General features: G+C 45.3%; 18 protein-coding genes. 12 read left to right on the plus strand and 6 right to left on the minus strand.

The window, feature by feature from the left end:
* Positions 1–63: 63 nt before the first annotated feature.
* Complete coding sequence (locus tag ACDQ55_RS01420) at positions 64–5655, plus strand: alpha-2-macroglobulin family protein (RefSeq protein WP_420979237.1); 5592 nt, start codon at positions 64–66, stop codon at positions 5653–5655.
* Positions 5656–5731: 76 nt separating this feature from the next.
* Here the strand turns inward: ACDQ55_RS01420 and gap are convergent, their stop codons facing one another.
* Positions 5732–6736 carry a type I glyceraldehyde-3-phosphate dehydrogenase gene (gene gap / locus ACDQ55_RS01425; RefSeq protein ID WP_420979238.1) on the minus strand — a complete coding sequence of 335 codons (1005 nt, stop codon included), beginning with the start codon at positions 6734–6736 and terminating at the stop codon, positions 5732–5734.
* A 324-nt stretch (positions 6737–7060) separates the two neighbouring features.
* Here gap and pbpC point away from each other — a divergent pair, with 324 nt between their 5' ends.
* Positions 7061–9454 carry a penicillin-binding protein 1C gene (gene pbpC / locus ACDQ55_RS01430; RefSeq protein ID WP_420979240.1) on the plus strand — a complete coding sequence of 798 codons (2394 nt, stop codon included), beginning with the start codon at positions 7061–7063 and terminating at the stop codon, positions 9452–9454.
* Between the two features lie 59 nt (positions 9455–9513).
* Here the strand turns inward: pbpC and ACDQ55_RS01435 are convergent, their stop codons facing one another.
* Positions 9514–10770 carry a replication-associated recombination protein A gene (locus ACDQ55_RS01435; protein WP_420979241.1) on the minus strand — a complete coding sequence of 419 codons (1257 nt, stop codon included), beginning with the start codon at positions 10768–10770 and terminating at the stop codon, positions 9514–9516.
* An 84-nt stretch (positions 10771–10854) separates the two neighbouring features.
* A complete protein-coding gene (locus tag ACDQ55_RS01440) occupies positions 10855–11352 on the minus strand; it encodes a hypothetical protein (RefSeq protein ID WP_420979243.1) in 498 nt (165 codons plus the stop codon).
* Between the two features lie 162 nt (positions 11353–11514).
* On the opposite strand from ACDQ55_RS01440, the gene ACDQ55_RS01445 reads away from it, so the two are divergent.
* Complete coding sequence (locus ACDQ55_RS01445; RefSeq protein ID WP_420979244.1) at positions 11515–13575, plus strand: M13 family metallopeptidase; 2061 nt, start codon at positions 11515–11517, stop codon at positions 13573–13575.
* Positions 13576–13610: 35 nt separating this feature from the next.
* Positions 13611–13889 carry a YHS domain-containing protein gene (locus tag ACDQ55_RS01450; RefSeq protein ID WP_420979245.1) on the plus strand — a complete coding sequence of 93 codons (279 nt, stop codon included), beginning with the start codon at positions 13611–13613 and terminating at the stop codon, positions 13887–13889.
* Between the two features lie 302 nt (positions 13890–14191).
* Here ACDQ55_RS01450 and ACDQ55_RS01455 read toward each other — a convergent pair whose 3' ends face one another.
* Entirely contained in the window at positions 14192–14596 is a 405-nt protein-coding gene (locus ACDQ55_RS01455) for a hypothetical protein (protein WP_420979246.1), read from the minus strand.
* A 166-nt stretch (positions 14597–14762) separates the two neighbouring features.
* On the minus strand, positions 14763–15593 hold the full coding sequence (locus tag ACDQ55_RS01460; RefSeq protein ID WP_420979248.1) for a UDP-2,3-diacylglucosamine diphosphatase: 831 nt from the start codon (positions 15591–15593) through the stop codon (positions 14763–14765).
* Positions 15594–15776: 183 nt separating this feature from the next.
* Between ACDQ55_RS01460 and ACDQ55_RS01465 the strand changes: the two genes are divergently transcribed.
* The 8 genes from ACDQ55_RS01465 to ACDQ55_RS01500 all read left to right on the plus strand — a co-directional run bounded on the left by ACDQ55_RS01465 (position 15777) and on the right by ACDQ55_RS01500 (position 22695).
* Positions 15777–16427, plus strand: coding sequence for a DUF47 domain-containing protein (locus ACDQ55_RS01465; RefSeq protein ID WP_420979249.1), 651 nt, complete (start codon positions 15777–15779; stop codon positions 16425–16427).
* A 44-nt stretch (positions 16428–16471) separates the two neighbouring features.
* A complete protein-coding gene (locus ACDQ55_RS01470) occupies positions 16472–17479 on the plus strand; it encodes an inorganic phosphate transporter (RefSeq protein ID WP_420979250.1) in 1008 nt (335 codons plus the stop codon).
* 162 nt (positions 17480–17641) lie between these two features.
* Positions 17642–18514, plus strand: a complete 873-nt coding sequence (gene rfbA, locus ACDQ55_RS01475; RefSeq protein ID WP_420979251.1) for a glucose-1-phosphate thymidylyltransferase RfbA — start codon at positions 17642–17644, stop codon at positions 18512–18514.
* Positions 18515–18543: 29 nt separating this feature from the next.
* Entirely contained in the window at positions 18544–19572 is a 1029-nt protein-coding gene (gene galE, locus ACDQ55_RS01480; RefSeq protein ID WP_420979252.1) for a UDP-glucose 4-epimerase GalE, read from the plus strand.
* Between the two features lie 52 nt (positions 19573–19624).
* Positions 19625–20587, plus strand: a complete 963-nt coding sequence (locus ACDQ55_RS01485) for a transketolase family protein (protein WP_420979253.1) — start codon at positions 19625–19627, stop codon at positions 20585–20587.
* Between the two features lie 210 nt (positions 20588–20797).
* On the plus strand, positions 20798–21349 hold the full coding sequence (locus tag ACDQ55_RS01490) for an RNA polymerase sigma factor (RefSeq protein ID WP_420979254.1): 552 nt from the start codon (positions 20798–20800) through the stop codon (positions 21347–21349).
* 105 nt (positions 21350–21454) lie between these two features.
* The gene (locus ACDQ55_RS01495) at positions 21455–22204 is read left to right on the plus strand and encodes a hypothetical protein (protein ID WP_420979255.1); all 750 of its coding nucleotides are present in this window, start codon (positions 21455–21457) and stop codon (positions 22202–22204) included.
* On the plus strand, positions 22201–22695 hold the full coding sequence (locus ACDQ55_RS01500) for a hypothetical protein (protein WP_420979256.1): 495 nt from the start codon (positions 22201–22203) through the stop codon (positions 22693–22695). Before ACDQ55_RS01495 ends, ACDQ55_RS01500 begins: the two co-directional genes overlap by 4 nt.
* Positions 22696–22791: 96 nt before the next feature.
* Here ACDQ55_RS01500 and ACDQ55_RS01505 read toward each other — a convergent pair whose 3' ends face one another.
* Positions 22792–23538, minus strand: a complete 747-nt coding sequence (locus ACDQ55_RS01505) for an MBL fold metallo-hydrolase (protein ID WP_420979257.1) — start codon at positions 23536–23538, stop codon at positions 22792–22794.
* Positions 23539–23542: the final 4 nt, after the last annotated feature.

Raw genomic sequence — 23542 nt, forward strand, 5'->3', positions numbered from 1 at the left:
AAGTAGTTATGAACAGCCTAATTGCATTTATTTATCACTGATAATCAAGTTTAAAGTATCCTCATGCACCTAACGAAACGGCTATTCGCTGTAGCAACCCTCATGATGTTCTTGAGTACCCTGGTACTGGTAAGTGGTTGCCGCAGTACCCGTAAAGAAATGAATCCCGACTTTGCCCGGTATATTGAAGCATATACTGCCGGTATTATCAGCAAGCAAAGCGCCATCCGCGTGCAACTGGCCGGGCAGGTAAACGTAACACATACCCAGAACGAACCCCTGGAAAAAGAAGTATTCGAATTTTCTCCATCTATAAAAGGTAAATCCTACTGGATTGATGCTACTACCATTGAATTCAGGCCCGATGAAAACCTACAGGCCGGAAAAACCTACCAGGCCACTTTTAAACTGGGCAAGATAACGGACGTTCCTAAAGAGTTAACCTCTTTTGATTTTGAATTTAAGATCATCAAGCCCTCTTTTTCCATAGAAAATTATGGCCTCAAAGCCAGCAGTAATAATAGTCTAAATCAAATGACTACTACCGGCGCCGTATATACTGCCGATGTGGAAGATCCCCAGACTATAGAAAAATTATTACAGGTAAACTATGCTGGTCAACAGTTACCCGTTACCTGGCAGCATAACACCGCGGAACGCACGTCCAGGTTCACCGTCAGCAACATTACCAGGAGCAATATTGCCCGTAACCTGGAACTTAACTGGGATGGCGCCCCGCTGAAAGTGAGCAATAGCGGTAAAGCCACCCTGGAGGTACCCGCCATTGGTGATTTTAAAGTATTGAATGTAAAAGCCTTGTCCGATCCGGAACAACACTTGCTCGTACAGTTCTCCGACCCCATTAGCATGGCCCAAACCCTCGAAGGTCTCATCGGCATCAGCGGACAAAGCGACCTACGTTATACCATAGACGGTAGCGAAGTAAGCGTATATGCACCCACCAGATTGGAAGGCAGTTACAATGTAATTGTAAACGAAGGTGTAATAAACGTCACGGATAAACGCCTGGGGCATACCTTCAGCGCCAATGTGAATTTTGAAAACACCCTGCCCACAGTGAATATTCCCGGCAAAGGCGTGATCCTGCCAGAAAGCAACAAACTGGTAATGCCCTTTGAAGCCATCAACCTGAATGCAGTAGACGTTACCATCATCAAAATTTACGAAAACAATGTGCCGCAGTACCTGCAACGCAACGACCTGAACGGAGAACAAGAATTGCGCCGCGTAGGTAAGCCGGTAGTTGAAAAAACCATCCGGCTGGACACCGATAAATCTGTTAACCTCCATAAGAAAAACCGCTTCTTTCTCGACCTCGACAAAATGCTGCGTACAGAGCCCGGCGCTATCTACCGCATTACCATTGGCTTCCGGAAAGAATATGCCATCACTACCTGCGCTGCCGATACTACCCAAAACGGCAACCAGGTCTCCAATGAAACAGGAGAAGATGACGAAAGCGATTATGACGGCGGAGAAAAAATTGATGACGACGACGCTTTCTGGCAACGCTACGATAACTATTACCCTTACGGATATAACTGGGACCGCCGCAACGATGCCTGCTCCAATTCCTATTACAACAAAGATAAATGGGCGTCCCGTAACGTACTATCTTCCAATATTGGCCTGATCGCCAAAAGAGGTAATGATAACAGTATGCTCATTGCCGTTACCGATATACGCGACACCAAACCAATGATAGGCGTAGACCTTGAGCTGCTCGACTACCAGAACCAGGTGATCTTTAACACAAAAAGTGATGGCGAAGGCCTTGCCTCCTTCGACCTGAAACGCAAACCCTACCTGCTCATCGCCAAAAAAGGAAATGAAAGAGGATACCTCAAACTGGATGACGGCAGCTCCCTGCCACTCAGCAGGTTCGATGTAAAAGGAGAAGAGGTACAAAATGGCATCAAAGGATTCCTCTATGGAGAACGGGGCGTATGGCGCCCTGGCGACTCTATTTACCTCACTTTCATATTGGAGGATAAAGGCCAGAAACTGCCACCAGAGCATCCGGTTACGCTCGAATTATACAATCCGAAAGGGCAATTATATAAACGCATCAATGAACACGATGGCCTGAACGGATTTTATAGTTTCGCTACCACCACTACAGCAGATGATCCTACCGGCAACTGGATAGCCAAGGTAAAAGTGGGAGGAGCCACCTTCCAAAAAAATGTGCGCATAGAAACCGTAAAACCTAACCGGCTTAAAATAAAAATGGACTTTGGCACCAATACTTCGCTATCCAAAGGCAACGCCACCGGCAACCTATCTGCCATGTGGCTGTTTGGCGCTACAGCCCAACACCTGAAAGCCAAAGTGGATGTATCCCTGGTACAGCAAACCACCAGCTTCAAAGGCTTCCCAGACTATGCTTTCGATGACCCGGTTACCCACTTCGAAGCAGAAAATAAAACTATTTTTGAAGGACCACTAAACGATAATGGCAGCGCCTCCATAAATGCGGCACTGCAATTGGGGAAATTGGCCCCAGGACAACTGAAAACCAACTTCGAGGTAAAAGTATTTGAACCCGGCGGCGATTTCAGCATAGATCACTTCTCTATGCCCTACAACCCATTTACCTCCTATGCAGGGCTGCGTATCCCTGCTGGCGACCGCACCACCGGTATGTTGCTCACCGACAAACAACATACCATTGATCTGGTAAACGTAGATGACAACGGCAAACTCACCAGTGGCAGCCACCAGGTACAGGTAGAATTATATAAAATCAAGTGGAGATGGTGGTGGGACCAAGGCGACCAAGACGACTACTCGAACTTCACGCAAGACAGTTATAACCAACTGCTCAGCAAAGAAACTGTTACCCTGCAAAATGGTAAGGGCACCTGGACACTCCAGATCAACTCTCCCGACTGGGGCCGGTACCTGATCCGGGTAAAAGACCTGGAAAGCGGTCACACAGCTGGCAAAGCCGTGTACGTAGACTGGCCCGGATGGGCGGAACGCATGCAGAAAGATAACCCGGCAGAAGCTTCTATGCTGGTATTTACTTCCGATAAACAACAGTATAAAGCGGGTGACGAAATTACGCTCACGATTCCTAGCAGCGCAGGCGGCCGCGGGTTGATCAGCGTAGAATCCGGTAGTAAAGTACTGAAAACTTACTGGGTTACTACCAAACAAGGACAAACCACTTTCAAGTTCAAGGCGGAAAAAAATATGACGCCCAATATATACGTGAACGTTAGCCTGCTACAACCTCATTCGCAAACGCTCAATGATCTGCCCATCCGTATGTACGGCACTATTCCCATTGCGGTAGAAGATCCCGGCACCATCCTCAAACCCGTGATCACCATGCCGGATAAACTAAAACCGGAAACAGATGCCAGCATCACGGTAAGTGAAAGCAACGGCAAACCCATGACTTATACCATTGCCATCGTAGATGAAGGATTGTTGGACCTTACCCGCTTCAAAACACCAGATCCACATAGCTCGTTCTATGCCCGCGAGGCACTGGGCGTAAAAACCTGGGACCTCTTCGACTTCGTAATCGGCGCCTGGGGAGCAGATATGGACCGTATTCTGAGTATTGGCGGGGATGAAGGACTGAATAAAAATGCCGGCAATGCCAAAGCAAACCGTTTTAAGCCAGTAGTAAAATATATGGGACCGTTTTACCTGAAAGCCGGTCAAAAACAAACCCACAAATTTAAACTACCGCCCTACATCGGCTCAGTAAAAGCAATGGTAGTAGCAGGCCAGGATGGCGCTTATGGTTTTACCGAAAAAACGGTCGCCATCAAAAAGCCGTTGATGCTGCTCACAACAGCCCCGCGTGTACTCGGCCCATCTGAAACCATACAGCTACCAGTCACCGTTTTTGGCCTGGAACCTAATGTGCGTAGCGCCAGTGTAACACTCAGCACCAGCCCACTACTGGAAATAGTAGGAGACCGGACAAAAACCGTCACTTTCCCACAACCTGGAGAGCAACTGGTATACTTCGATGTAAAGGTAAAGCCACAAACAGGCGTCGCTAAAATAAAAGTAACTGCTACCAGCGGTGCAGAAAAAGCGGAAGACGATATAGAATTAATCGTAAGGAATCCTAACCCATATATCACCAATATTATTGAATATACCCTGGAAGGCAGTAAGAGCTGGCAAGCTGCCTATAACCCGGTAGGCATGGCAGGTACCAACACCGGCACACTGGAAGTATCCACCATTCCGGCCCTTAACCTGGGCAAACGGTTGTCGTTTCTGATCAATTATCCCTACGGATGTATTGAGCAAACTACTTCCGGCGTATTTCCTCAACTGGTGCTCAACCAACTGATGGACCTGAAAGAAAGCCAGCTGGCAGAAATAGACCATAACGTAAAAGCAGGTATCAGCCGGTTCAAAAGTTTCCAGACCTCCGATGGTGGTTTCAGCTACTGGCCGGGAGAAAACAACTCCGATGAATGGGGCACCAACTATGGCGGGCACTTCCTGTTGGCAGCCCAAACACACGGTTATACTTTGCCGCCAGGCATACTGGACCAATGGAAAAAATACCAGCGTAACAAAGCTGCTACCTGGGCGCCCAGCACACTCAATTTCAACGGCGGCGACCTTACCCAGGCTTATCGCCTGTACTTGCTGGCGCTAGCTAAAGTACCGGAGCTCGGCGCAATGAACAGGCTGAAAGAATTTAAATACTTATCTGCTCCGGCCAAATGGCGGCTGGCAGCAGCTTATAAACTCTCCGGCCAGCCGGAAATAGCCAATTCACTCGTACAGGGCTTGAGTACGGATGTAAAACCTTATAATCAGTTAGGGGGTACCTTCGGTTCCGATCTGCGCGATAAAGCTATGATCCTGGAAACCTTAACCATCCTGGGCCAACGTAACCGGGCCAACGACCTGGTAAAACAAATTGCTGCCCAGCTTTCACAAAACGACCAATGGTACAGCACGCAAACAACTGCCTATTCATTAATTGCCATTGCTGAATTCTGTGGTAATAATAAAGGCGGTAGCAAAATGTCCTTTACTTATACCTTAAACGGCGTTAAAGGCACCGTAAATGGCCAATCTTACCTATCGCAGATACCTGTTACCTTTAATGGCAACAGCGGCAATATCAGCCTGCAAAACAACGGACAAAACCTGCTGTATGTGCGCCTCATCCTGCAAGGTCAGCCTGAAGCCGGACAAGAGCCGGTTGCCAGCAATAATCCGGATGTATTAGGTATGCAGGTAAGCTATAGCACCCGCGACGGCAAGCCACTGGACCCGGTTAACCTACGCCAGGGTAGCGATTTTATGGCAACCGTTACCATTACCAATCCCGGCAAACGCGGTTATTACGAGCAAATGGCGCTTTCGCAGATCTTCCCTTCCGGCTGGGAAATACTGAATACCCGCCTGATGGAAAACGATAGTGCCTTCCATTCATCACCTGCCACGTATATGGATATACGCGACGACAGGGTATATACTTACTTCAACATAGAAGAAAACAAGAAACGCACTTATAATATATTGCTAAACGCAGCTTACCTGGGCCGTTTCTACCTGCCCGCTGTTTCCTGTGAAGCAATGTACGACAATACCATACATGCTTTCCAGCCAGGCAAGTGGGTAGAAGTCACCAAACAATAACCAGGCATTTCTTCATCATAAAAAAGGCATAAAGGGGGAATCCTCTTTATGCCTTTTTTATGATGAAGAAATTAATTTACTTATCAGCAAAGTATTTCACAGTACGCACCAGCTGTGAAACATAGCTCATTTCATTATCGTACCAGCTTACTACCCGCACCAGCTGCTGCTCACCGGCAGACAATACCTTCGTTTGCGTAGCGTCGAAAAGAGCGCCATAAGACATACCTATCACATCGCTGCTCACTATTTCATCTGTAGTATACCCAAAGCTTTCATTAGTAACAGCCAGCATAGCAGCATTTATTTCGTTGACGGTTACTTTTTCACGAAGGGTTACCGTTAACTCTGTTAATGAACCGGCTATTACAGGCACCCGCTGGGAAGTGCCATCCAGCTTACCTTTTAGGCCAGGTAGCACCAATCCGATAGCCTTGGCTGCGCCCGTAGTGGTAGGTATAATGTTTTGCGCAGCAGCCCTCGCACGGCGTAAATCGCCTTTGGCATGCGGAGCATCCTGTATGTTCTGATCATTCGTATAGGCGTGTATGGTGGTCATCAACCCGTTTACAATACCAAATTGCTCATCCAATACCTGCGCCATTGGTGCCAAACAATTGGTGGTACAGGAAGCACAGCTGATAATACTTTCTGAACCATCCAATATTTCATGGTTTACATTGTATACAATGGTTTTCAGCTCACCGGAAGCCGGCGCAGATATCACCACTTTACGGGCGCCCGCTTCCAGGTGTGCGGCGGCCTTCTCCTTATCTGCAAAGAAACCGGTACTTTCCAACACAACGTCTACCTGGTGCTGCTTCCAGGGAAGGGCTGCAGGGTTCTTCTCAGCATATATCTTAATCTCTTTGCCATCTACCACAATCGCATCGGCAGTAGCCTCCACAGTAACCTCCAACCTACCCTGGGCCGTATCATATTTCAACAGATGTGCTAGTACAACAGGGCTGGTTAAATCATTTACCGCTACCACTTCTACACCGGGTTGATTATATATTTTCCTGAAAAACAATCTACCTATCCTTCCAAATCCATTAATAGCAATTTTAATGTTGGGCATAAAAATTTTTTTAGTGATGTATTTAGAAATGCCGCCACCTTCCTGCTTAAAGAGAAAATCTCGCGGTAAACTACCCGAATGGTCATACCCCTGTCTTATTACATGAAATAACTATTGGGTACAAATAATACAAATGCAAGGGAAATAACAACTACATGAAGATACATATTTTACCAATCAGTACAAAATAAATTTACAAGCAGGATAGGGACTATAATTTCACCTGTAACGGAAACTGGGTAATTACAAATAATTAAAATCAGGCAACCGGTAGCATCAAAATAAAAGGTATATGTAGATGGCCTTAACGCTATCTTTGATCTTATGAAGCGCATTAAACAATGGTGCATAAAAAAGAAGTGGTGGCTAACAGGACTGGGTATACTATTGATAGCCTGGTACTGCTGTTTGCCCCGCCAACTTTTTACCAGTCCCACTTCCTTTGTACTGGAAGACAGTAATGGCGATTTACTGAATGCCGGCATTGCGTCCGATGGGCAATGGCGTTTCCCTTATAATCCGCATGTACCGGAAAAATTTGCAAAGTGCATTGTCGCCTATGAAGACAAACGCTTCTACTATCACTTAGGTGTAGATCCGCTGGCAGTTGCCCGCGCAGTAAATCAAAACCTGCGGGGCCGGAAAGTGGTGAGCGGAGGCAGCACCATCACCATGCAGGTGATCCGCCTGGCGCGTAACCAACCACGTAATGTATGGCAAAAAATGGCAGAAGCCATACTGGCCACCAGGCTTGAGTTGGCGGCCTCCAAAAAGAAAATCCTCGCCCTATACGCCGCCAACGCGCCATTCGGAGGTAATGTAGTAGGTTTAGAAGCTGCCGCCTGGCGCTATTACGGCCGGAAAGCAGACCTGTTGTCGTGGGGAGAAATGGCAGCGCTGGCCGTACTGCCCAATAGCCCGGCACTGGTGCATCCCGGCAGGAACAGGGTAACGTTATTGAATAAACGTAATCAACTACTCAACAAACTCTATCATCAACATACCATCGACAGTATCACCTGCCAGCTGGCCAAAATGGAGCCCTTGCCTGATCAGCCATTACCGCTGCCACAAGAAGCCCCCCATTTGTTAGACCTCTTCCGACGCAACTACAGGCAACAGCCTTCAAATACTCCCACCCGCATCCGGTCGACCGTGATAGGCGACCTGCAACGTAATGCCACAGCCATTGCAGAAAGGTACCATACCACTTATAAAGCCAATGGCATCAACAATGCAGCAGTGCTGGTACTGGATGTAGAAACCGGCAACACACTGGCCTATGTAGGCAATATTTATAATCCGGCCGAGCCCGAGCTAGAAAGCCACGTGGATATTATACAGGCCAGGAGAAGTCCGGGCAGTACCCTTAAACCCGTACTGTACGCTGCCATGCTCAACGATGGACTTATATTGCCGAATACCCTTATCCCCGACATCCCTACCCAGATCGCCGGCTATTCGCCTCAGAACTTCGATCTGGGCTACGACGGCGCAGTGCCAGCCTCACGCGCATTGGCCAGATCGTTGAACATACCGGCAGTACGCATGCTGCAACAATACCGATATGAACGCTTTCATCTATTACTGCAAAAACTGGGCATTACCACCCTTAATAAGCCAGCAGACCACTATGGCCTTTCCCTGATACTGGGTGGAGGCGAAACTACGCTATGGGAAATGTGCGGCATGTATGCCAGTATGGCCCGCACCCTGCTCCACCTAGACCAATACAACGGCAAATACGATATGGACGATATCCATGCGCCCAACTACCGGCAGGATATACAACGCCCCTCCAGGTATAAACCCAGTAAAGAAGGACTGCTGGATGCCGGCGCTATCTGGTACGCTTTTCAGGCTATGACAGAAGTAATGCGTCCTGGAGAAGAGCTGCTATGGCAACAATTCTCTTCGTCTCAACGCATCGCCTGGAAAACCGGTACCAGCTTTGGCTTCCGCGACGGATGGGCCATTGGCGTAACACCACAATATGTAGTAGGGGTATGGGTGGGCAATGCCGATGGCGAAGGGCGTCCAGGCCTGATCGGCGTAGCTACCGCAGCTCCCATTCTGTTCGACGTTTTCCGGTTGCTGCACACCAATGGCTGGTTCAATACCCCTTATACACAAATGAAAAAAGTAGAAGTATGCCGTAAAAGCGGCTTCAGAGCCAGTGACCTATGCGATGAAAAAGATACCATTTATGTACCTGCCGCCGGCACCAGGGCTGGCGTATGTCCTTATCACCAATTGGTTCATCTGGACAGGACCGGGCAATGGCGGGTAACAGAAAGTTGTGAATCGCCACAATTAATGCAACACAAATCCTGGTTCATATTGCCACCCTCCCAGGAATTCTACTACCGCAGTAAAAATTACTATCAACCCTTACCTCCCTACAAACCGGAATGCCTTGCTTCCCTTGGCCAGGATAAAGCACCGATGGAACTCATTTATCCAAGGCCCGGCGCCCATATATATGTACCCATCGAATTGGACGGGCAACCCGGCCAAACCATTTTTACGGCCACCCACAGCAACAGCAACGCCAAAATATTCTGGCACCTGGACAATAATTACGTTGGCGTTACTACGGAGTTCCATCAAATGGCCCTGCATCCGCCAGTAGGCAAACACACTATTACATTAGTAGATGAAAATGGAGAAAGGATTGAACAAACATTTGAGATATTAACAAAAGAAAAATACAATTGATGAGCGAAGAGCTTTAGCGCATAAACATCCTCCCAAAAGCTTCCCGCTCATCAGCTGGATCAGTATCCATATTTGTCGCGCCATAAATTTTTCAGGTACTTTCTCAGTTCCTCTTCCCTCGGATTTTTTCCTGGGTCATAAAACGTTGTTCCTTTGATAGCATCTGGTAAAAACTCCTGCAACACAAAGTTATTTTCATAGTCGTGTGCATAAGCATAACCTTTATGATAACCCATTTCTTTCATCATTTTCGTAGGGGCGTTTCTGATATGCATAGGCACAGGCAGATCGCCGGTTTTAGCGACCACCGACTGAGCGTTATTAATAGCCATATAAGCGGCATTGCTCTTAGCAGAAGAAGCCAGGTACGTAACGCATTGCGACAGGATAATCCTGGATTCCGGATAACCAATAAGGTTTACCGCCTGGAAACAGTTGGTAGCCAGTAGCAGGGCGTTAGGATTGGCATTGCCAATATCTTCCGAAGCAAGTATCACCAACCTGCGGGCAATAAATTTTACATCTTCACCACCTTCTATCATCCTAGCCAGCCAATACACGGCAGCATTAGGATCGCTGCCCCGTATAGATTTAATAAATGCCGAAATAATATCATAGTGCTGCTCTCCACTTTTATCGTAAATCGCTACCCGTTGCTGGGCAATATCCATTACTTTTTGATCCGTAATCACTATCGGGTCTTCCTGCAAGGTAGTTACTACCAGCTCAAACAGGTTAAGCAATTTACGGGCATCTCCACCGGAAATATTGAACAGGGCAGTGGTTTCCTGCAGGGTAATATTTTTGCTAAGCAGCCATTCATCGCGCTCCATGGCCTGTTGCAGGAGTTGCATCAGTTCCTCATTGCCAAGTGGCTTTAATACGTATACCTGGCTACGTGACAATACCGCTGCATTTACCTCAAAAGAAGGATTCTCCGTAGTGGCGCCTATAAGTGTGATAATCCCTTTTTCTACCGCTCCTAACAAGGCATCCTGTTGGGATTTATTAAAACGGTGAATTTCATCGATGAACAGTACAGCATGTTGCTGGCGCCTGGCCATCTCTATCACTTCCCTGACTTCTTTTACGCCGGCAGAAATGGCACTCAAGGTATAAAAAGGCACTTGCAAGGTATGGGCAATGATGTTGGCGATCGTAGTTTTACCTACTCCCGGCGGTCCCCACAAAATCATGGAAGGGATCATGCCCTTTTCTATGGCTTTTCTTAAAATACTGTCTTTACCGGTAAGATGCTCTTGCCCCACAAGTTCATCTAACGTTACCGGCCTTAACCGCTCTGCTAATGGTTGCATACTACACTTGTTTATGGTTTATTGCCCGGGTTAATGAGCTGGGTACCCTGTACCCAAAGGGCACTTGCCCTGCCGGCAATTTCCTTATTCTTCTTTTGATTGGTTGTCCCGTTGCTGCCACTCACGCAGAAAACGGAAAGACATCGTGATGTTGGCCGCAAATAATCCTCCCATTGCTAAGCACAAGATACCTATCGGTTTCAACAACGACAGCTGGATAGTGTTCCGGTTTTCCTCAGGGTACTGTTGCAATGCCTCCTGTAATTGCTGCGGCGTGGCCATCAAGGCTGTAAGCCCGCAAAAGATCAGGAGCAGGCCAAACACAAGCCCAAGTCCGCCAAATACACGTATAGCGCCGGGAGTGCCTTCTTTAAGAGGAATTTCAGGCGCTTGCAAGCTACGCTGAAGATATAATGAATAAACACTGTGAATGAAACAGGCGACTTGTAACAGCAGGAAAATAATTACTCCTATGTTCACGCCTAATACTAATACACTAGAGAACAATGTAAAAGAGAACAGCCCTGAAACAAATAGGGCCAAACCGGTGGTTATTCTGTACACTATAAACCTGAAATTCATCAACAACATATTTTCGTAACACAAACCTACCTAATTATTTAGAGATTCAGTGATTTTGCCTGCGGTGGGATTAACAGCCATTACCGCTTATAAAAACGTTAAAATCCTTTTACGCCGGATGAGTCCTTTTCCATAACTTTAAAGACTAAACCTGTTTTATATATGAATAAAACCAATGCGGTAAAACTTCCGTTACTGGCTGCCATGGTAACTTTTGCAGCCTGTAACTCCAACAGTTCCTCGCGACAGGCAGTGGAAACAGACACCACCAAAGTACCGGCTTTTAATCTCGCCGACATTGACTCCTCTTACAAAGCTTGTGACGATTTCGACAATTACGTCAATGGTAATTGGAAAAAGAATAATCCTATACCATCTACAGAAAGCCGCTGGGGCGCTTTCAATATTCTGGATAAGGAGAATAAGGAAGTTCGCCTCAAAGGAATCATTGCAGACATTACCAGCGAAAAAGACCTCAAAAAAGGAACGGAAGCACAACAGATCGCAGATTACTACACCTCCTACCTGGATACCGCTACCATCGAACAACGCGGCATCTCCCCACTTCAACCCTATCTGGATAAAATTAACGGTATTAAAACCCTCGCCGATTGGGCCAGCGTAAACGGAGAACTGCAAAAAATAGGAGTATCTACTTTTACCGGCTTTGGCGCCGAAGCAGATGCCAAAAACAGCAAGATGAATGTGCTGTACCAAGGTCAGGGTGGACTGAGCCTGGGTGAAAAAAGCTATTATGAAAGACAGGATTCCGCTACCAAAAACGTACGCAACGAATTTGTAAGCCATGTAGATAAAATGTTTGCACTGGCTAAATTCCCTGAAGCCAATGCAGGTAAAACCATTCTGGACTTCGAAACTAAACTCGCCAACATCCAATTAAGCAATGTTGAGTTACGCGATCCGGTTAAAACTTATAACAGATCCGCCTTTAGTGATCTGAAAAAACTGGCGCCGGATTTCGATTGGGATAACTTCGCCGCCAAACAGGATATTAAAACAGATACCATTGTACTCCAGAACAAAGAGTACCTGACCAAAGCAAACGCTCTCCTGAAAGCAACTCCGCTGGAAACGCTGAAAACATATACCAAGTGGCAACTCCTCACACAATTTGCCGGTTACCTGCCAGAGGCTATAGATACAGAAAACTTCCATTTCTATGGCACCGTTATGACCGGTAAAAAAGCCCAGAAAACACGTACCGAGCGCGCTATCCGCTCTACAGACAATAAACTGGGAATGCCGCTGGGCAAGCTGTTTGCTAAAAAATACTTCCCGGAAAGCAGCAAACAAAAGGTATCAGAAATGATCGAAAACGTGCGCAAGGTATACGGAGAAAGAATCGATAAGCTCACTTGGATGGGCGATTCTACCAAAGCCATGGCACATAAAAAGCTGGCTTCTTTTACTTATAAGATCGGTTATCCTGACAAATGGAAAGATTATTCTTCCATCAACATTGAAAAAGACAAACTGCTGGAAAACGTTATCGCAGCCAGCTTGTATGAACACAAAGAAAATGTGGATAAGATCGGTAAACCTGTAGATAAAACCGAATGGGGCATGACACCTCAAACTGTGAATGCTTATTACAATCCATTAAATAATGAAGTAGTATTCCCTGCCGGCATCTTACAGCCTCCTTTCTACAACCCTTATGCAGATGATGCCATCAACTATGGAGGCATCATTGCCGTGATAGGCCACGAATTTACCCATGGTTTCGATGACGAGGGATCCCAATTTGATGCAGAAGGCAACCTGAAAAACTGGTGGACCAAATCCGACCGTGAAAACTTCGATAAACTAACCAAACGTTACATCAATTATTTCAGTAGCCTGGAAGCATTACCTGGCTTTAAGGTAAATGGCGCTTTAACCATTGGCGAAAATGTAGCCGACCTGGGTGGTTTAACGCTGGCTTACCATGCGCTGGAGAAATCGCTTCAAGGAAAAAGCGAACCCCAACCTATCGATGGTTTCACCTGGCAGCAACGTTTCTTCCTTGGCTGGGCGCAGGTATGGCACGGCAATATCACCGACGCCGCCCTCCGCAACCAGATCCAAACCGATCCACACTCTCCGGCAAGATTCCGTATTAACGGCCCACTGCCGCATTTAGCCGAGTTCCAAGCTGCATGGGGCTGCGCACCTGGTAGCAAAATGGTGTTACCTGAGTCGGAAAGAGTAGTGATCTGGTAAAAAGCTTTTATAACTACCTTCGCAAAAAATTTGCAATGAGATATTTATTCATCACCTGTAACGCTATATTTCTTTTCGCCTGTGCCCAACAGCCAAAACCTGCTGATACATCAGCGGAAAAGGCTGCCACAGCAGCAACCACTGTAGTAAATGGTATGCTGCCTGATCCGGTATGCGAAATGCCTTACGATACCAGCTACAACGAGTGGACTGTATACAAAGGGGATACCTTGCATTTCTGTTCACCTACCTGTAAATCGGTATTCGAAAAAGCACCAGAGAAATATATGGCTAAGCTGAATAAAAATAAATAAGTTATAAACGCATCCTACCATAAGTAAACGCCCGGGTGAAAACCTGGGCGTTGCTGTAAATAGTTTATGATATCTAGATTGTAAAATACAGTTTTAAAAAGCCCTTTTCTGGATGCAGGCTCAAATAGTCCTACTCCAAAATAATCTAATGGCAGAAGTTAAAACGTAAAAAAGAAGGATGGGTAAATGCTAACAAAGTAAATATACTGGCAAGATGTTAATATCACATTAAGCTAATACTACCAGCACGTTAAGGATGGAATAGGTACAGTAACACACAAAAAGTAAAGGAATAAATGAACTTACCACAGGTTTTGGTGTGGCGACTGCCGGTTATTGTTCATCAGCATATCCAGTGAGATGTCCAACTGGTAATTACGCTCTTCTCTCCTGTCGGGCGCTACAGTTCTGGACAACTGGAATAAATGCTGACTTTTGTTCATAAAAGGCTTGTTATCTTTATTACAAAGCTCCAGCGAAAAATTAAACCGCTCTTCCACCTCTTCTTCAAATTCGCGCAGGCTCAATGTTTCATCGATTGGAAACTCCACCAGCATATCTTCCTCAAAACCGGCTTCTTTTAATGTATCAAACGTATTTGCCAGCGAATTGCGAACATATACTGCCACATTACAAAAGAGCAAACGCTGTATTTGCATTTGCAATAGGGAGATAGTCATTAAAGGATGCAACTTCAAAACTTTCATCTAGCTGTTTTTCTACTTTTACACATGCGCCAAAATCGACACAGTTGATTATTAATGTAGCAAACTTAGAAGTCTACCTTTAATTTAATATTAAGCACTTGTTATGGTTTTGTGAAAATTATATTTAAATATAATTACATGCAATTACAGCTAGATGACTTAGCACTCAGGTACCAGGAAAAGTAATAATCCGGGTAATATCCAGATCGCCAGCCGGGTCTTCATCATCTTCCGCCAATACAACTTTAGTTTTGGTGAGCGGATGTTGGTACAGCGCCCATTGCTGATTTGTATACTCCAGCGCAGTAAGGCTTTCTACCCAATCGCCGGAGTTAAGGTAAGTAACGGTTTTATCCCCTACTCCTATTTCCTTGATCAGCGGTTGATGAATATGTCCACAGCAAACAATATCAAAGCCCTTATCTATAGCAATTTCCGCTACAGTTTGTTCAAAATCAGAAATAAATTTTACCGCCTGCTTAACCCCTTGTTTCACTTTTTTGGAAAAAGACATCTTTTCCCTGCCAAATCTTTCCAGGATATGGTTTACCAGGCGATTGATGATAATCAGCAGATCGTAGCCTTTACCGCCCAGTTTGGCGAGCCATTTAGAGTTTTTCATGGTTACGTCGTACACGTCGCCATGGAAAAACCAATGTCTTTTACCATCTACTTCCAGCACCAGCTTGTTATCAATCCTGAAGTTGCTCAGCTCGAAGCCGGCGTATTTACGGAGAGCCTCGTCGTGGTTACCGGTTAGGTAATACACTTCGGTACCCTTACCAATCATCTTCAGTATTTTACGGATTACTTTGGTATGCGCCTTCGGAAAGTAGCGCTTGCTGAATTGCCAGATATCGATAATATCCCCATTCAGTATCAGGATGCGCGGATCGATGCTATCCAGGTACTGAATCAGCTCTTTGGCATGGCAACCGTAAATACCCAGATGTACATCTGAGATAACGGCTATATCTAATGATCGTTTATCTGACATCACCAATTTGTGTATGTACAGGTTGTAGGCAGCCTGTTAATGAGTGTAATTTCTTATGCAAAGGAAAAATCGCTATATTACTTTTATATTAATACAGTGTTAAGGAATTATTAATTCGAGTAATGAGCTGGCTGGATAGCTTTCTGAAAGCTATTTTTGCGGCAAATTTTTAAACTCAAACGTATGGGAGGCTTCAATTCTTTTGTTAAACTATTCATGCCGAAAGACCGGGTATTTTACTCTTTATTTGAGGATGTTGCTTCCAATCTAGTAGAGATGGCGACTGTGCTGAATGAACTGGTGGCAACTACTGATCTGTCTGTAAGAAAAGACAAAGTGCATCTTATAGAACGCCTGGAACACAAAAATGACGATTATACTCACCGCATATTCGTAGAACTCGGACAGAATTTTATCACGCCATTTGACCGGGAAGACATTCACTACCTGGCCGCTACATTGGATGATGTAGCAGATTACATCCACGGTTCCGCTAAAAGAATGGACCTCTACAAAGTCCATTATATCAACGATAGCATCCGTAAACTGGCAGAATTAATACACCTCGGCGTATTAGAACTTGCTAAAGCAATTCCGGAGCTGCGCAATATGCAGAACATGCGTGTTATTACCGACGCCTGCGTAAAAATCAACAGCCTGGAAAACCATGCAGATGATATCTACGATATGGCTATCGCTGACCTGTTCGATACAGAGCAAAATGCAGCAGAACTGATTAAAATGCGTGAGATCTATCAGGCGCTGGAAATTGCTACCGATAAATGCGAAGACTGCGCCAACGTAATAGAAACCATTATTATCAAGTACTCCTGATAAGGGGAATACAAGTACTGAACGTATATAATTCTCCCTAAGTCATGACTTTATTATTAATAATTATTATCATACTGGCCTTTATCTTTGATTATATCAATGGTTTTCACGATGCTGCCAACTCTATCGCTACCATTGTATCTACCAAGGTACTGACGCCTTTCCAGGCTGTGCTCTGGGCCGCAGTATTCAACTTTGTGGCCTTTTTTATTGCCAAATACCTCATCGGAGAGTTTAAAGTAGCTAACTCTATTGCCAACTCTGTATTTGAACAGTTTATTACACTGAAAGTAATTTTCTGCGGTCTTGTTGCAGCCATTTCCTGGAACTTGTTTACCTGGTGGCTCGGCATCCCGTCCAGCTCCTCCCATACCCTTATAGGAGGGTTTATCGGAGCAGCGGTTACTGCTGCTAATGGCAACCTGGCAGTGATCAACTTTACTAAAGTATTGCCAACTGTATACTTCATTGTATTGGCTCCACTGATCGGTATGCTGGTCGCTTTCGTGATCACCCTGATCATCGTAAATATATGCCGCAGGGCTAACCCGTACCGGGCGGAAAGTTGGTTCAAACGCCTCCAGTTGGTTTCTTCCGCTGCATTGAGCCTCGGACATGGTAGCAACGATGCCCAGAAAGTAATGGGAATCATTGCCGCCGCCATGGTATCTGCCGGTTATATCAAAAATCTGAAGGCAATGCCAGATTGGGTACCACTGGCCTGCTTTACCTGTATCGCGCTCGGTACAATGAGCGGAGGTTGGAAAATCGTTAAAACCATGGGAACCCGTATTACCAAGGTAACTCCCCTGGAAGGCGTAGCTGCAGAAACTGCCGGCGCCATTACCCTCTTCCTTACTGAACGCCTGGGTATTCCCGCCAGTACTACTCACGTTATTACCGGTGCAATTATGGGAGTAGGCGCTACTAAAAGATTATCCGCTGTACGTTGGGGCGTTACCGTTTCCCTCCTGTGGGCCTGGCTGCTAACCATCCCTATCAGTGGTATTCTGGCTGCCTGCACCTATTTCCTGGTAAATATGTTCATCTAACTACAAGCACATTCCGATATCCAAAAGCTCTCCGCGCGTAACGGAGAGCTTTTTTTATAAAAAAAAGATGCCATTTAAAAGAGAGCCGCTATTTTTGTGCGGTTTTCTTTTACTGAATAAGAAAAGATAAGTTAGTGACCATCAAAAAAAATTGATCTTGTAATGAAAGGAATTATCCTGGCCGGCGGCTCCGGCACCCGCTTACACCCCATTACTTATGCCATCAGCAAACAAATAATGCCGGTGTATGATAAACCAATGATCTATTACCCACTGTCTACCCTGATGCTGGCAGGAATTAAGGATATCCTGATCATTTCTACACCTCATGACCTTCCTGCCTTCCAACGTTTATTTGGGAACGGTGAACAATTAGGGTTGAACCTAAGCTATGCCGAACAACCTAATCCCAATGGCCTCGCACAGGCTTTTGTAATCGGTGAAACATTTATTGGCCAGGATAGCGTGGCGCTGGTACTGGGAGATAACATCTTTTATGGCGCCGGGTTGGGCACCCAACTCTCTAACAACGCTTCTCCTGATGGCGGTATCGTATATGCTTACCAGGTATCCGACCCCGAAAGATATGGCGTAGTGGAATTCGGCGACGATATGACAGTACTGTCTATAGAAGAAAAACCAGCCCAGCCTAAATCAAACTTCGCTGTGCCAGGCCTCTATTTCTACGACAACTCCGTAGTGGAAATTGCGAAAAACCTGGCGCCTAGTGCACGCGGTGAATATGAAATTACAGATGTAAATAAGGAATATTTGAAGCGCGGCAAGCTAAAAGTTTCTATCTTACCACGCGGAACTGCCTGGCTGGATACCGGCACCTTCGATTCTCTGATGCAAGCCTCCCAGTTTGTACAGGTTATTGAAGAAAGGCAGGGGATAAAAATTGCCTGTATCGAAGAAATTGCCTACCGCAAAGGCTTTATCAATGCCGATCAACTGAAAGAGTTGGCCAAACCTCTATTGAAAAGCGGCTACGGGGCCTATCTCGAAACAATACTCAAACAAAAAATGCTCTGACATAACAAATAAACGTAAATCTGAATATCATGAAGGTTCTTGTTACGGGTGGTTGTGGCTACATCGGCGCACATACTATTGTAGATCTGATCAATAATGGATTTGATGTAGTGTCTGTTGACAGCAACATCAGAAGCAGCACGCAATTATTAGATGGTATAGAAAAAATTACCGGGAAAAGGGTGCGCAATTACAAAGTGGACCTCTGTAACCTCGAAGATACCAATGCGGTATTTCATGAAAACAGGGATATCGTTGGGGTGATTCACTTTGCTGCCCTGAAAGCAGTAGGCGAATCCGTAAACGAACCGTTGATGTATTTTCAGAATAACCTGACTTCCCTCGTTAATGTGCTAAAATGCGTAAAGGAATATAATGTGCCTAACCTGGTTTTCTCTTCTTCCTGCTCTGTATACGGTAATACCAAAGCACTGCCGGTAGTGGAAGAAACACCACTTGGTGAAGCGCAATCGCCATATGCCCGCACTAAACAGATGGGCGAACAAATTATTGAAGATTATAGCCGGGTAAACGATACCCAATCTATTCTGCTGCGTTATTTCAACCCGGTAGGCGCGCATCCTTCCGCCCTCATTGGCGAACTGCCACTGGGCAAACCAGATAACCTGGTACCCGTTATCACACAAACGGCTATAGGGAAAATTCCTAAAATGACCGTTTTTGGTACCGACTATGATACCCGCGATGGCTCCTGTGTAAGGGATTATATCCACGTAATGGATATCGCCAACGCGCATACGAAAGCGCTTCAATACCTGATAGAACAACGCAATGAAAGCAATTGCGAAGTATTTAACCTGGGTACGGGGAATGGGGTTACTGTACTGGAAGCCATTAAAGCATTCGAAAAGATCTCGGGCATTAAACTGAACTATACTACCGGCCCCCGCCGCGAAGGCGACGTGATCGCTATTTATGCCAACAACAGCAAGGCCAAAACCAAGCTCAACTGGGAACCTAAAATCAGTATAGAAGATAGCATGCGCACCGCCTGGCAGTGGGAAGTGGGTCTTCGTAATAAAGTGTTGAGCAACTAGGATCGTCGCCTTTTAATATTTACATTTACGCTTCAATTTTAAAACAACCACAATGGTAAAAGATATTCAGCCACTGAATGAAAAAGAAACCCGTGGCGGGTTTGGAGAAGGTATCCTGGAAGCAGGCCGCAGAAATCCTAACGTAGTAGCACTTACTGCCGACTTACTCGGTTCCATGAAACTGAATGCCTTTATTAAAGAATTTCCTGACCGTTTTGTACAAGTAGGTATTGCAGAAGCCAACATGATGGGCATTGCTGCAGGCCTCACCATAGGCGGAAAAATCCCATATACCACCACTTTCGCCAACTTCTCTACCGGCAGGGTATACGACCAGATCCGTCAATCGATCGTTTACTCTAATAAAAACGTAAAAATATGCGCTTCCCACGCAGGTCTTACCCTAGGTGAAGATGGCGCCACCCACCAGATCCTGGAAGATATTGGTATGATGAAAATGCTGCCAGGCATGACGGTAATTGTGCCTTGCGATTTTAACCAAACCAAAGCGGCTACCATCGCTATAGCAGATTACGAGGGCCCGGTATATCTCCGTTTCGGCCGTCCGAAATGGCCTAATTTCACAGCAGAAGACCAAAAATTTGAAGTAGGTAAGGCCCAAATCCTGCACGAAGGAACCGATATTACCTTATTCGCTTGCGGTCATATGGTATGGATCGCTATCGAAGCAGGTAAAATCTTGGAAGAAAAAGGCTATAGTGTAGAAATCATCAACATCCACACTATTAAACCGCTTGATGAAGCTGCCATTATCGCCTCCCTGAAGAAAACGGGTTGCGCAGTTACTGCCGAAGAACATAACGTACTCGGTGGCCTGGGCGACAGCGTTGCACAGGTTGCTGCACGCCACATTCCCGTGCCTATCGAATACGTAGGCACCAACGATACCTTCGGCGAAAGCGGCAAACCAGTAGAACTGCTGACCAAATACGGCCTGGATGCTGCACACATTGTAACCGCTGCAGAAAAAGCCCTGCAACGCAAGAAAGGATAAATATGCTTTTTGACGGACCGGTGAATAGCGCAGCTAATCATCTTCTGTAAAATATAAAATGGCGGTATCAATAGCGATATCGCCATTGATATTTGCCCCATCACCAGAATCATATTAACCATATTTAAACTTTGGAAGAATAAGATCGTCTCATGAACGGGTTTTTATTTATATTCATCTAATTAAAACCTGTTTAGAACCATTTAACCTATGGCCGTTTCACAGGACGATAAAACATTAATGGCATTATACCGCGCGCCTGATACAAAGGAAAAAGGGTTTACCCTTATTATCCGAAAGTACCAGGAAAGGCTCTACTGGCACATTCGCAGAATGGTAGTGGATCATGACGATGCTAATGATGTATTACAAAATGTATTTATAAAAGTCTGGAAAAACCTGGAGAACTTCCGGGAAGATGCACAATTGTATACCTGGATGTATAAAATCGCTACCAACGAAAGCCTGACCTTCCTGGAACAGCAAAAACGTAAAACAGCGGTTTCCCTCTCTGAAGTTGAAAGCGGCCTAAGCAATAAGCTCAGGGCAGACCCACAATTCGATCCTAATAAACTGGAATGGAAACTACAAAACGCCATTCTAAGTTTACCAGACAAACAGCGGCTCGTGTTTAACCTGCGTTATTATGATGAAATGCCGTACGAAGAAATGAGCAAAGTATTGGATACGTCTGAAGGAGCCTTGAAAGCGTCTTACCATCATGCAGTGAAGAAAATAGAGGAATTCATCAGAAAAGGTTAGTGCCAGATTTTACAAATATTTATTTTAAGTAATTTTTAAAGAAATTTCTTGAAACATTAAAATCACATTAAACTATTACATGCTGGCACTGTCTAAAAAACAGTTATGAACAAGCAGACCAACATAGCAAATGAATTAAAACAAATAGCGCCAGATGTTAACTGGCCTGCAAGTGTACCGTTTACGGTACCCGTAGGCTACTTCGACCAACTTCCGGCTGCTATTCTGTTGCAAATTCAATTGCAGGAACTCCGTTCCTCTCTGCCTGCTCGCGTTGCCCATAGCATTCCTTCCGGCTATTTCGATGAACTCCCTGCAACCATTATGCAACGGATCAAAAATGAAACAGCTGAAGCTACCAACAATATCATCACCAATCCTGTTGCCGCAGAACTGGCATCCCTGTCTCCCTTTCTGGCTAACATGCCCAGACAGACGCCTTTTACAGTACCCGATGGTTATTTTGAGTCCTTACCCATAGCATCACCTACCCAAGCCATACCATTGCGGGTGGCATACCGGAATAATAAGATAACTGCCTGGATAAAATGGTCCGTGGCAGCCTGCCTTATTACCTTCATTGGCGGCAGCGCATTGTTGTTTATTGTTAATGATAAAAACAACCATCGTAACAATATAGAACGGCAACTGGAAGGCCTGGAAGAACAAGATATAGTTGATTACCTGCAAACCCACACTGACCCTTTCGATAATGATGCTTTCCTGACCGCATCTTACACGATAGATGCAGCGCCAGTACAAAGCCAGCTTAACGAAGCTGTGCCGCTGGAAGCTATAGAAAAATACCTGCAACAAACCGATTTATCGAAGGAAGTGTTACCTGAAAAGAAATGATGAAACGTTTTAGCTTTATATGGATTGCGATGTTTGTACTGCTTGCTACCTCCGGTACAAGCAGCGCTCAACAGCCCCTGTCCAATGACGCAGCAGAAAAGATAAAGGCCATCAAGATACAATACCTCGCTAAAAAACTGGAACTTACTCCTGATGAAGCCCAGAAATTCTGGCCAGTATACAACAACTACACACATGAAGTAGAACAACTGATTGCAGAACGCCACGACAAAAAAGACCTGGATAAAATATCCAATGAAGATGACGACGACGCTGCCCGGAAAAATATGGACAAGGAATTGAAGTACGAAAAACAAATGCTGGACATAAAATCCCGCTATAGTATCGAATTCCAAAAAGTACTACCCGCCAGAAAAGCAGGCATGGTATTTAAAAGTGAAAGAGAATTCCGGAATATCATGATCAACCACCTCAATAGCCAACGGATGAGTAAAATGGGACAAGGTGGTGGCCCAAGAAGAAGACCATAAAACTATTAGCCTATAACTAACAGCTACAGGCTAATAGGCACTCACTAATTTATAATGCACCCACTGTAATGTTATCCATACTCCATGCGTGGCTATTTAAAACCGGATAAAAGGATCTTTGGTATCATGATAGAAAAGGAAAGTCCAGTCTTCCTTTTTACCGCGCTCCAGGAATGCTTGCCGTAGTTCCATACTACGCTTACCATCATAGTCGTATTTGGCAATAAACCGGTTTTTCATTTGGGAAAGCTGCGGCGCTACATCCCCCCCAAAAAACACCTTATCTTCTCCATCGTCTACTAAAAACACCTGATGATAAGGACAATGGCCACCGGTTAATTCGTATTGGATATACCCATCTATAGTGCCATTACCAGAGGTAAACACTACATTATCGCGCTGTTGCAGTAAAATAATATCTTCTGCCAAGTAAGATTTGCCGGAATGTTCCAGGGCATACTCCATTTCTTCATTATTCACATAGTAAGTAGCCCCCGGAAAAGTAAGGGTACGCTCCCCTGTTACCATATCTGCAGCGGAAACCCCACCGGAGTGGTCTTTATGCAAATGACTCATCATCACCTTAGTGATCTCCATTGGGTTAATGCCATGGTCTATAAGGTGTTGATGGATCTGTAATACCCCATCCTGGTTACGAAACCCCAAACCGGTATCAAATAAGATATAATCCCGGTCTGTAATGACCAGGAACGGCTGTATTTCTACAAGCAATGAGCCATGCGAACGATCCTGCATGCTGTCTGTTCCCTGTTTAAAAGGAAGGAATTTCTTGGTCCCGTCTACGGTGAATGACCCTTCTGATAATGGAATGATACGTGCCATGCCG

It is taken from the genome of Chitinophaga sp. 30R24, from assembly GCF_049056765.1.
Taxonomy (GTDB): domain Bacteria; phylum Bacteroidota; class Bacteroidia; order Chitinophagales; family Chitinophagaceae; genus Chitinophaga.

What these genes read in the sequence shown, in the direction of transcription:
- ACDQ55_RS01445 (WP_420979244.1), top strand. Translation starts at nt 11,515, where the DNA reads ATGAATAAAACCAATGCGGTAAAACTTCCGTTACTGGCTGCCATGGTA.
- ACDQ55_RS01440 (WP_420979243.1), bottom strand. Translation starts at nt 11,352, where the DNA reads ATGAATTTCAGGTTTATAGTGTACAGAATAACCACCGGTTTGGCCCTA.
- ACDQ55_RS01450 (WP_420979245.1), top strand. Translation starts at nt 13,611, where the DNA reads ATGAGATATTTATTCATCACCTGTAACGCTATATTTCTTTTCGCCTGT.
- ACDQ55_RS01470 (WP_420979250.1), top strand. Translation starts at nt 16,472, where the DNA reads ATGACTTTATTATTAATAATTATTATCATACTGGCCTTTATCTTTGAT.
- ACDQ55_RS01460 (WP_420979248.1), bottom strand. Translation starts at nt 15,593, where the DNA reads ATGTCAGATAAACGATCATTAGATATAGCCGTTATCTCAGATGTACAT.
- ACDQ55_RS01500 (WP_420979256.1), top strand. Translation starts at nt 22,201, where the DNA reads ATGATGAAACGTTTTAGCTTTATATGGATTGCGATGTTTGTACTGCTT.
- ACDQ55_RS01420 (WP_420979237.1), top strand. Translation starts at nt 64, where the DNA reads ATGCACCTAACGAAACGGCTATTCGCTGTAGCAACCCTCATGATGTTC.
- ACDQ55_RS01485 (WP_420979253.1), top strand. Translation starts at nt 19,625, where the DNA reads ATGGTAAAAGATATTCAGCCACTGAATGAAAAAGAAACCCGTGGCGGG.
- gap (WP_420979238.1), bottom strand. Translation starts at nt 6,736, where the DNA reads ATGCCCAACATTAAAATTGCTATTAATGGATTTGGAAGGATAGGTAGA.
- ACDQ55_RS01505 (WP_420979257.1), bottom strand. Translation starts at nt 23,538, where the DNA reads ATGGCACGTATCATTCCATTATCAGAAGGGTCATTCACCGTAGACGGG.
- rfbA (WP_420979251.1), top strand. Translation starts at nt 17,642, where the DNA reads ATGAAAGGAATTATCCTGGCCGGCGGCTCCGGCACCCGCTTACACCCC.
- galE (WP_420979252.1), top strand. Translation starts at nt 18,544, where the DNA reads ATGAAGGTTCTTGTTACGGGTGGTTGTGGCTACATCGGCGCACATACT.
- ACDQ55_RS01435 (WP_420979241.1), bottom strand. Translation starts at nt 10,770, where the DNA reads ATGCAACCATTAGCAGAGCGGTTAAGGCCGGTAACGTTAGATGAACTT.
- ACDQ55_RS01465 (WP_420979249.1), top strand. Translation starts at nt 15,777, where the DNA reads ATGGGAGGCTTCAATTCTTTTGTTAAACTATTCATGCCGAAAGACCGG.
- pbpC (WP_420979240.1), top strand. Translation starts at nt 7,061, where the DNA reads ATGAAGCGCATTAAACAATGGTGCATAAAAAAGAAGTGGTGGCTAACA.
- ACDQ55_RS01495 (WP_420979255.1), top strand. Translation starts at nt 21,455, where the DNA reads ATGAACAAGCAGACCAACATAGCAAATGAATTAAAACAAATAGCGCCA.
- ACDQ55_RS01455 (WP_420979246.1), bottom strand. Translation starts at nt 14,596, where the DNA reads ATGAAAGTTTTGAAGTTGCATCCTTTAATGACTATCTCCCTATTGCAA.
- ACDQ55_RS01490 (WP_420979254.1), top strand. Translation starts at nt 20,798, where the DNA reads ATGGCCGTTTCACAGGACGATAAAACATTAATGGCATTATACCGCGCG.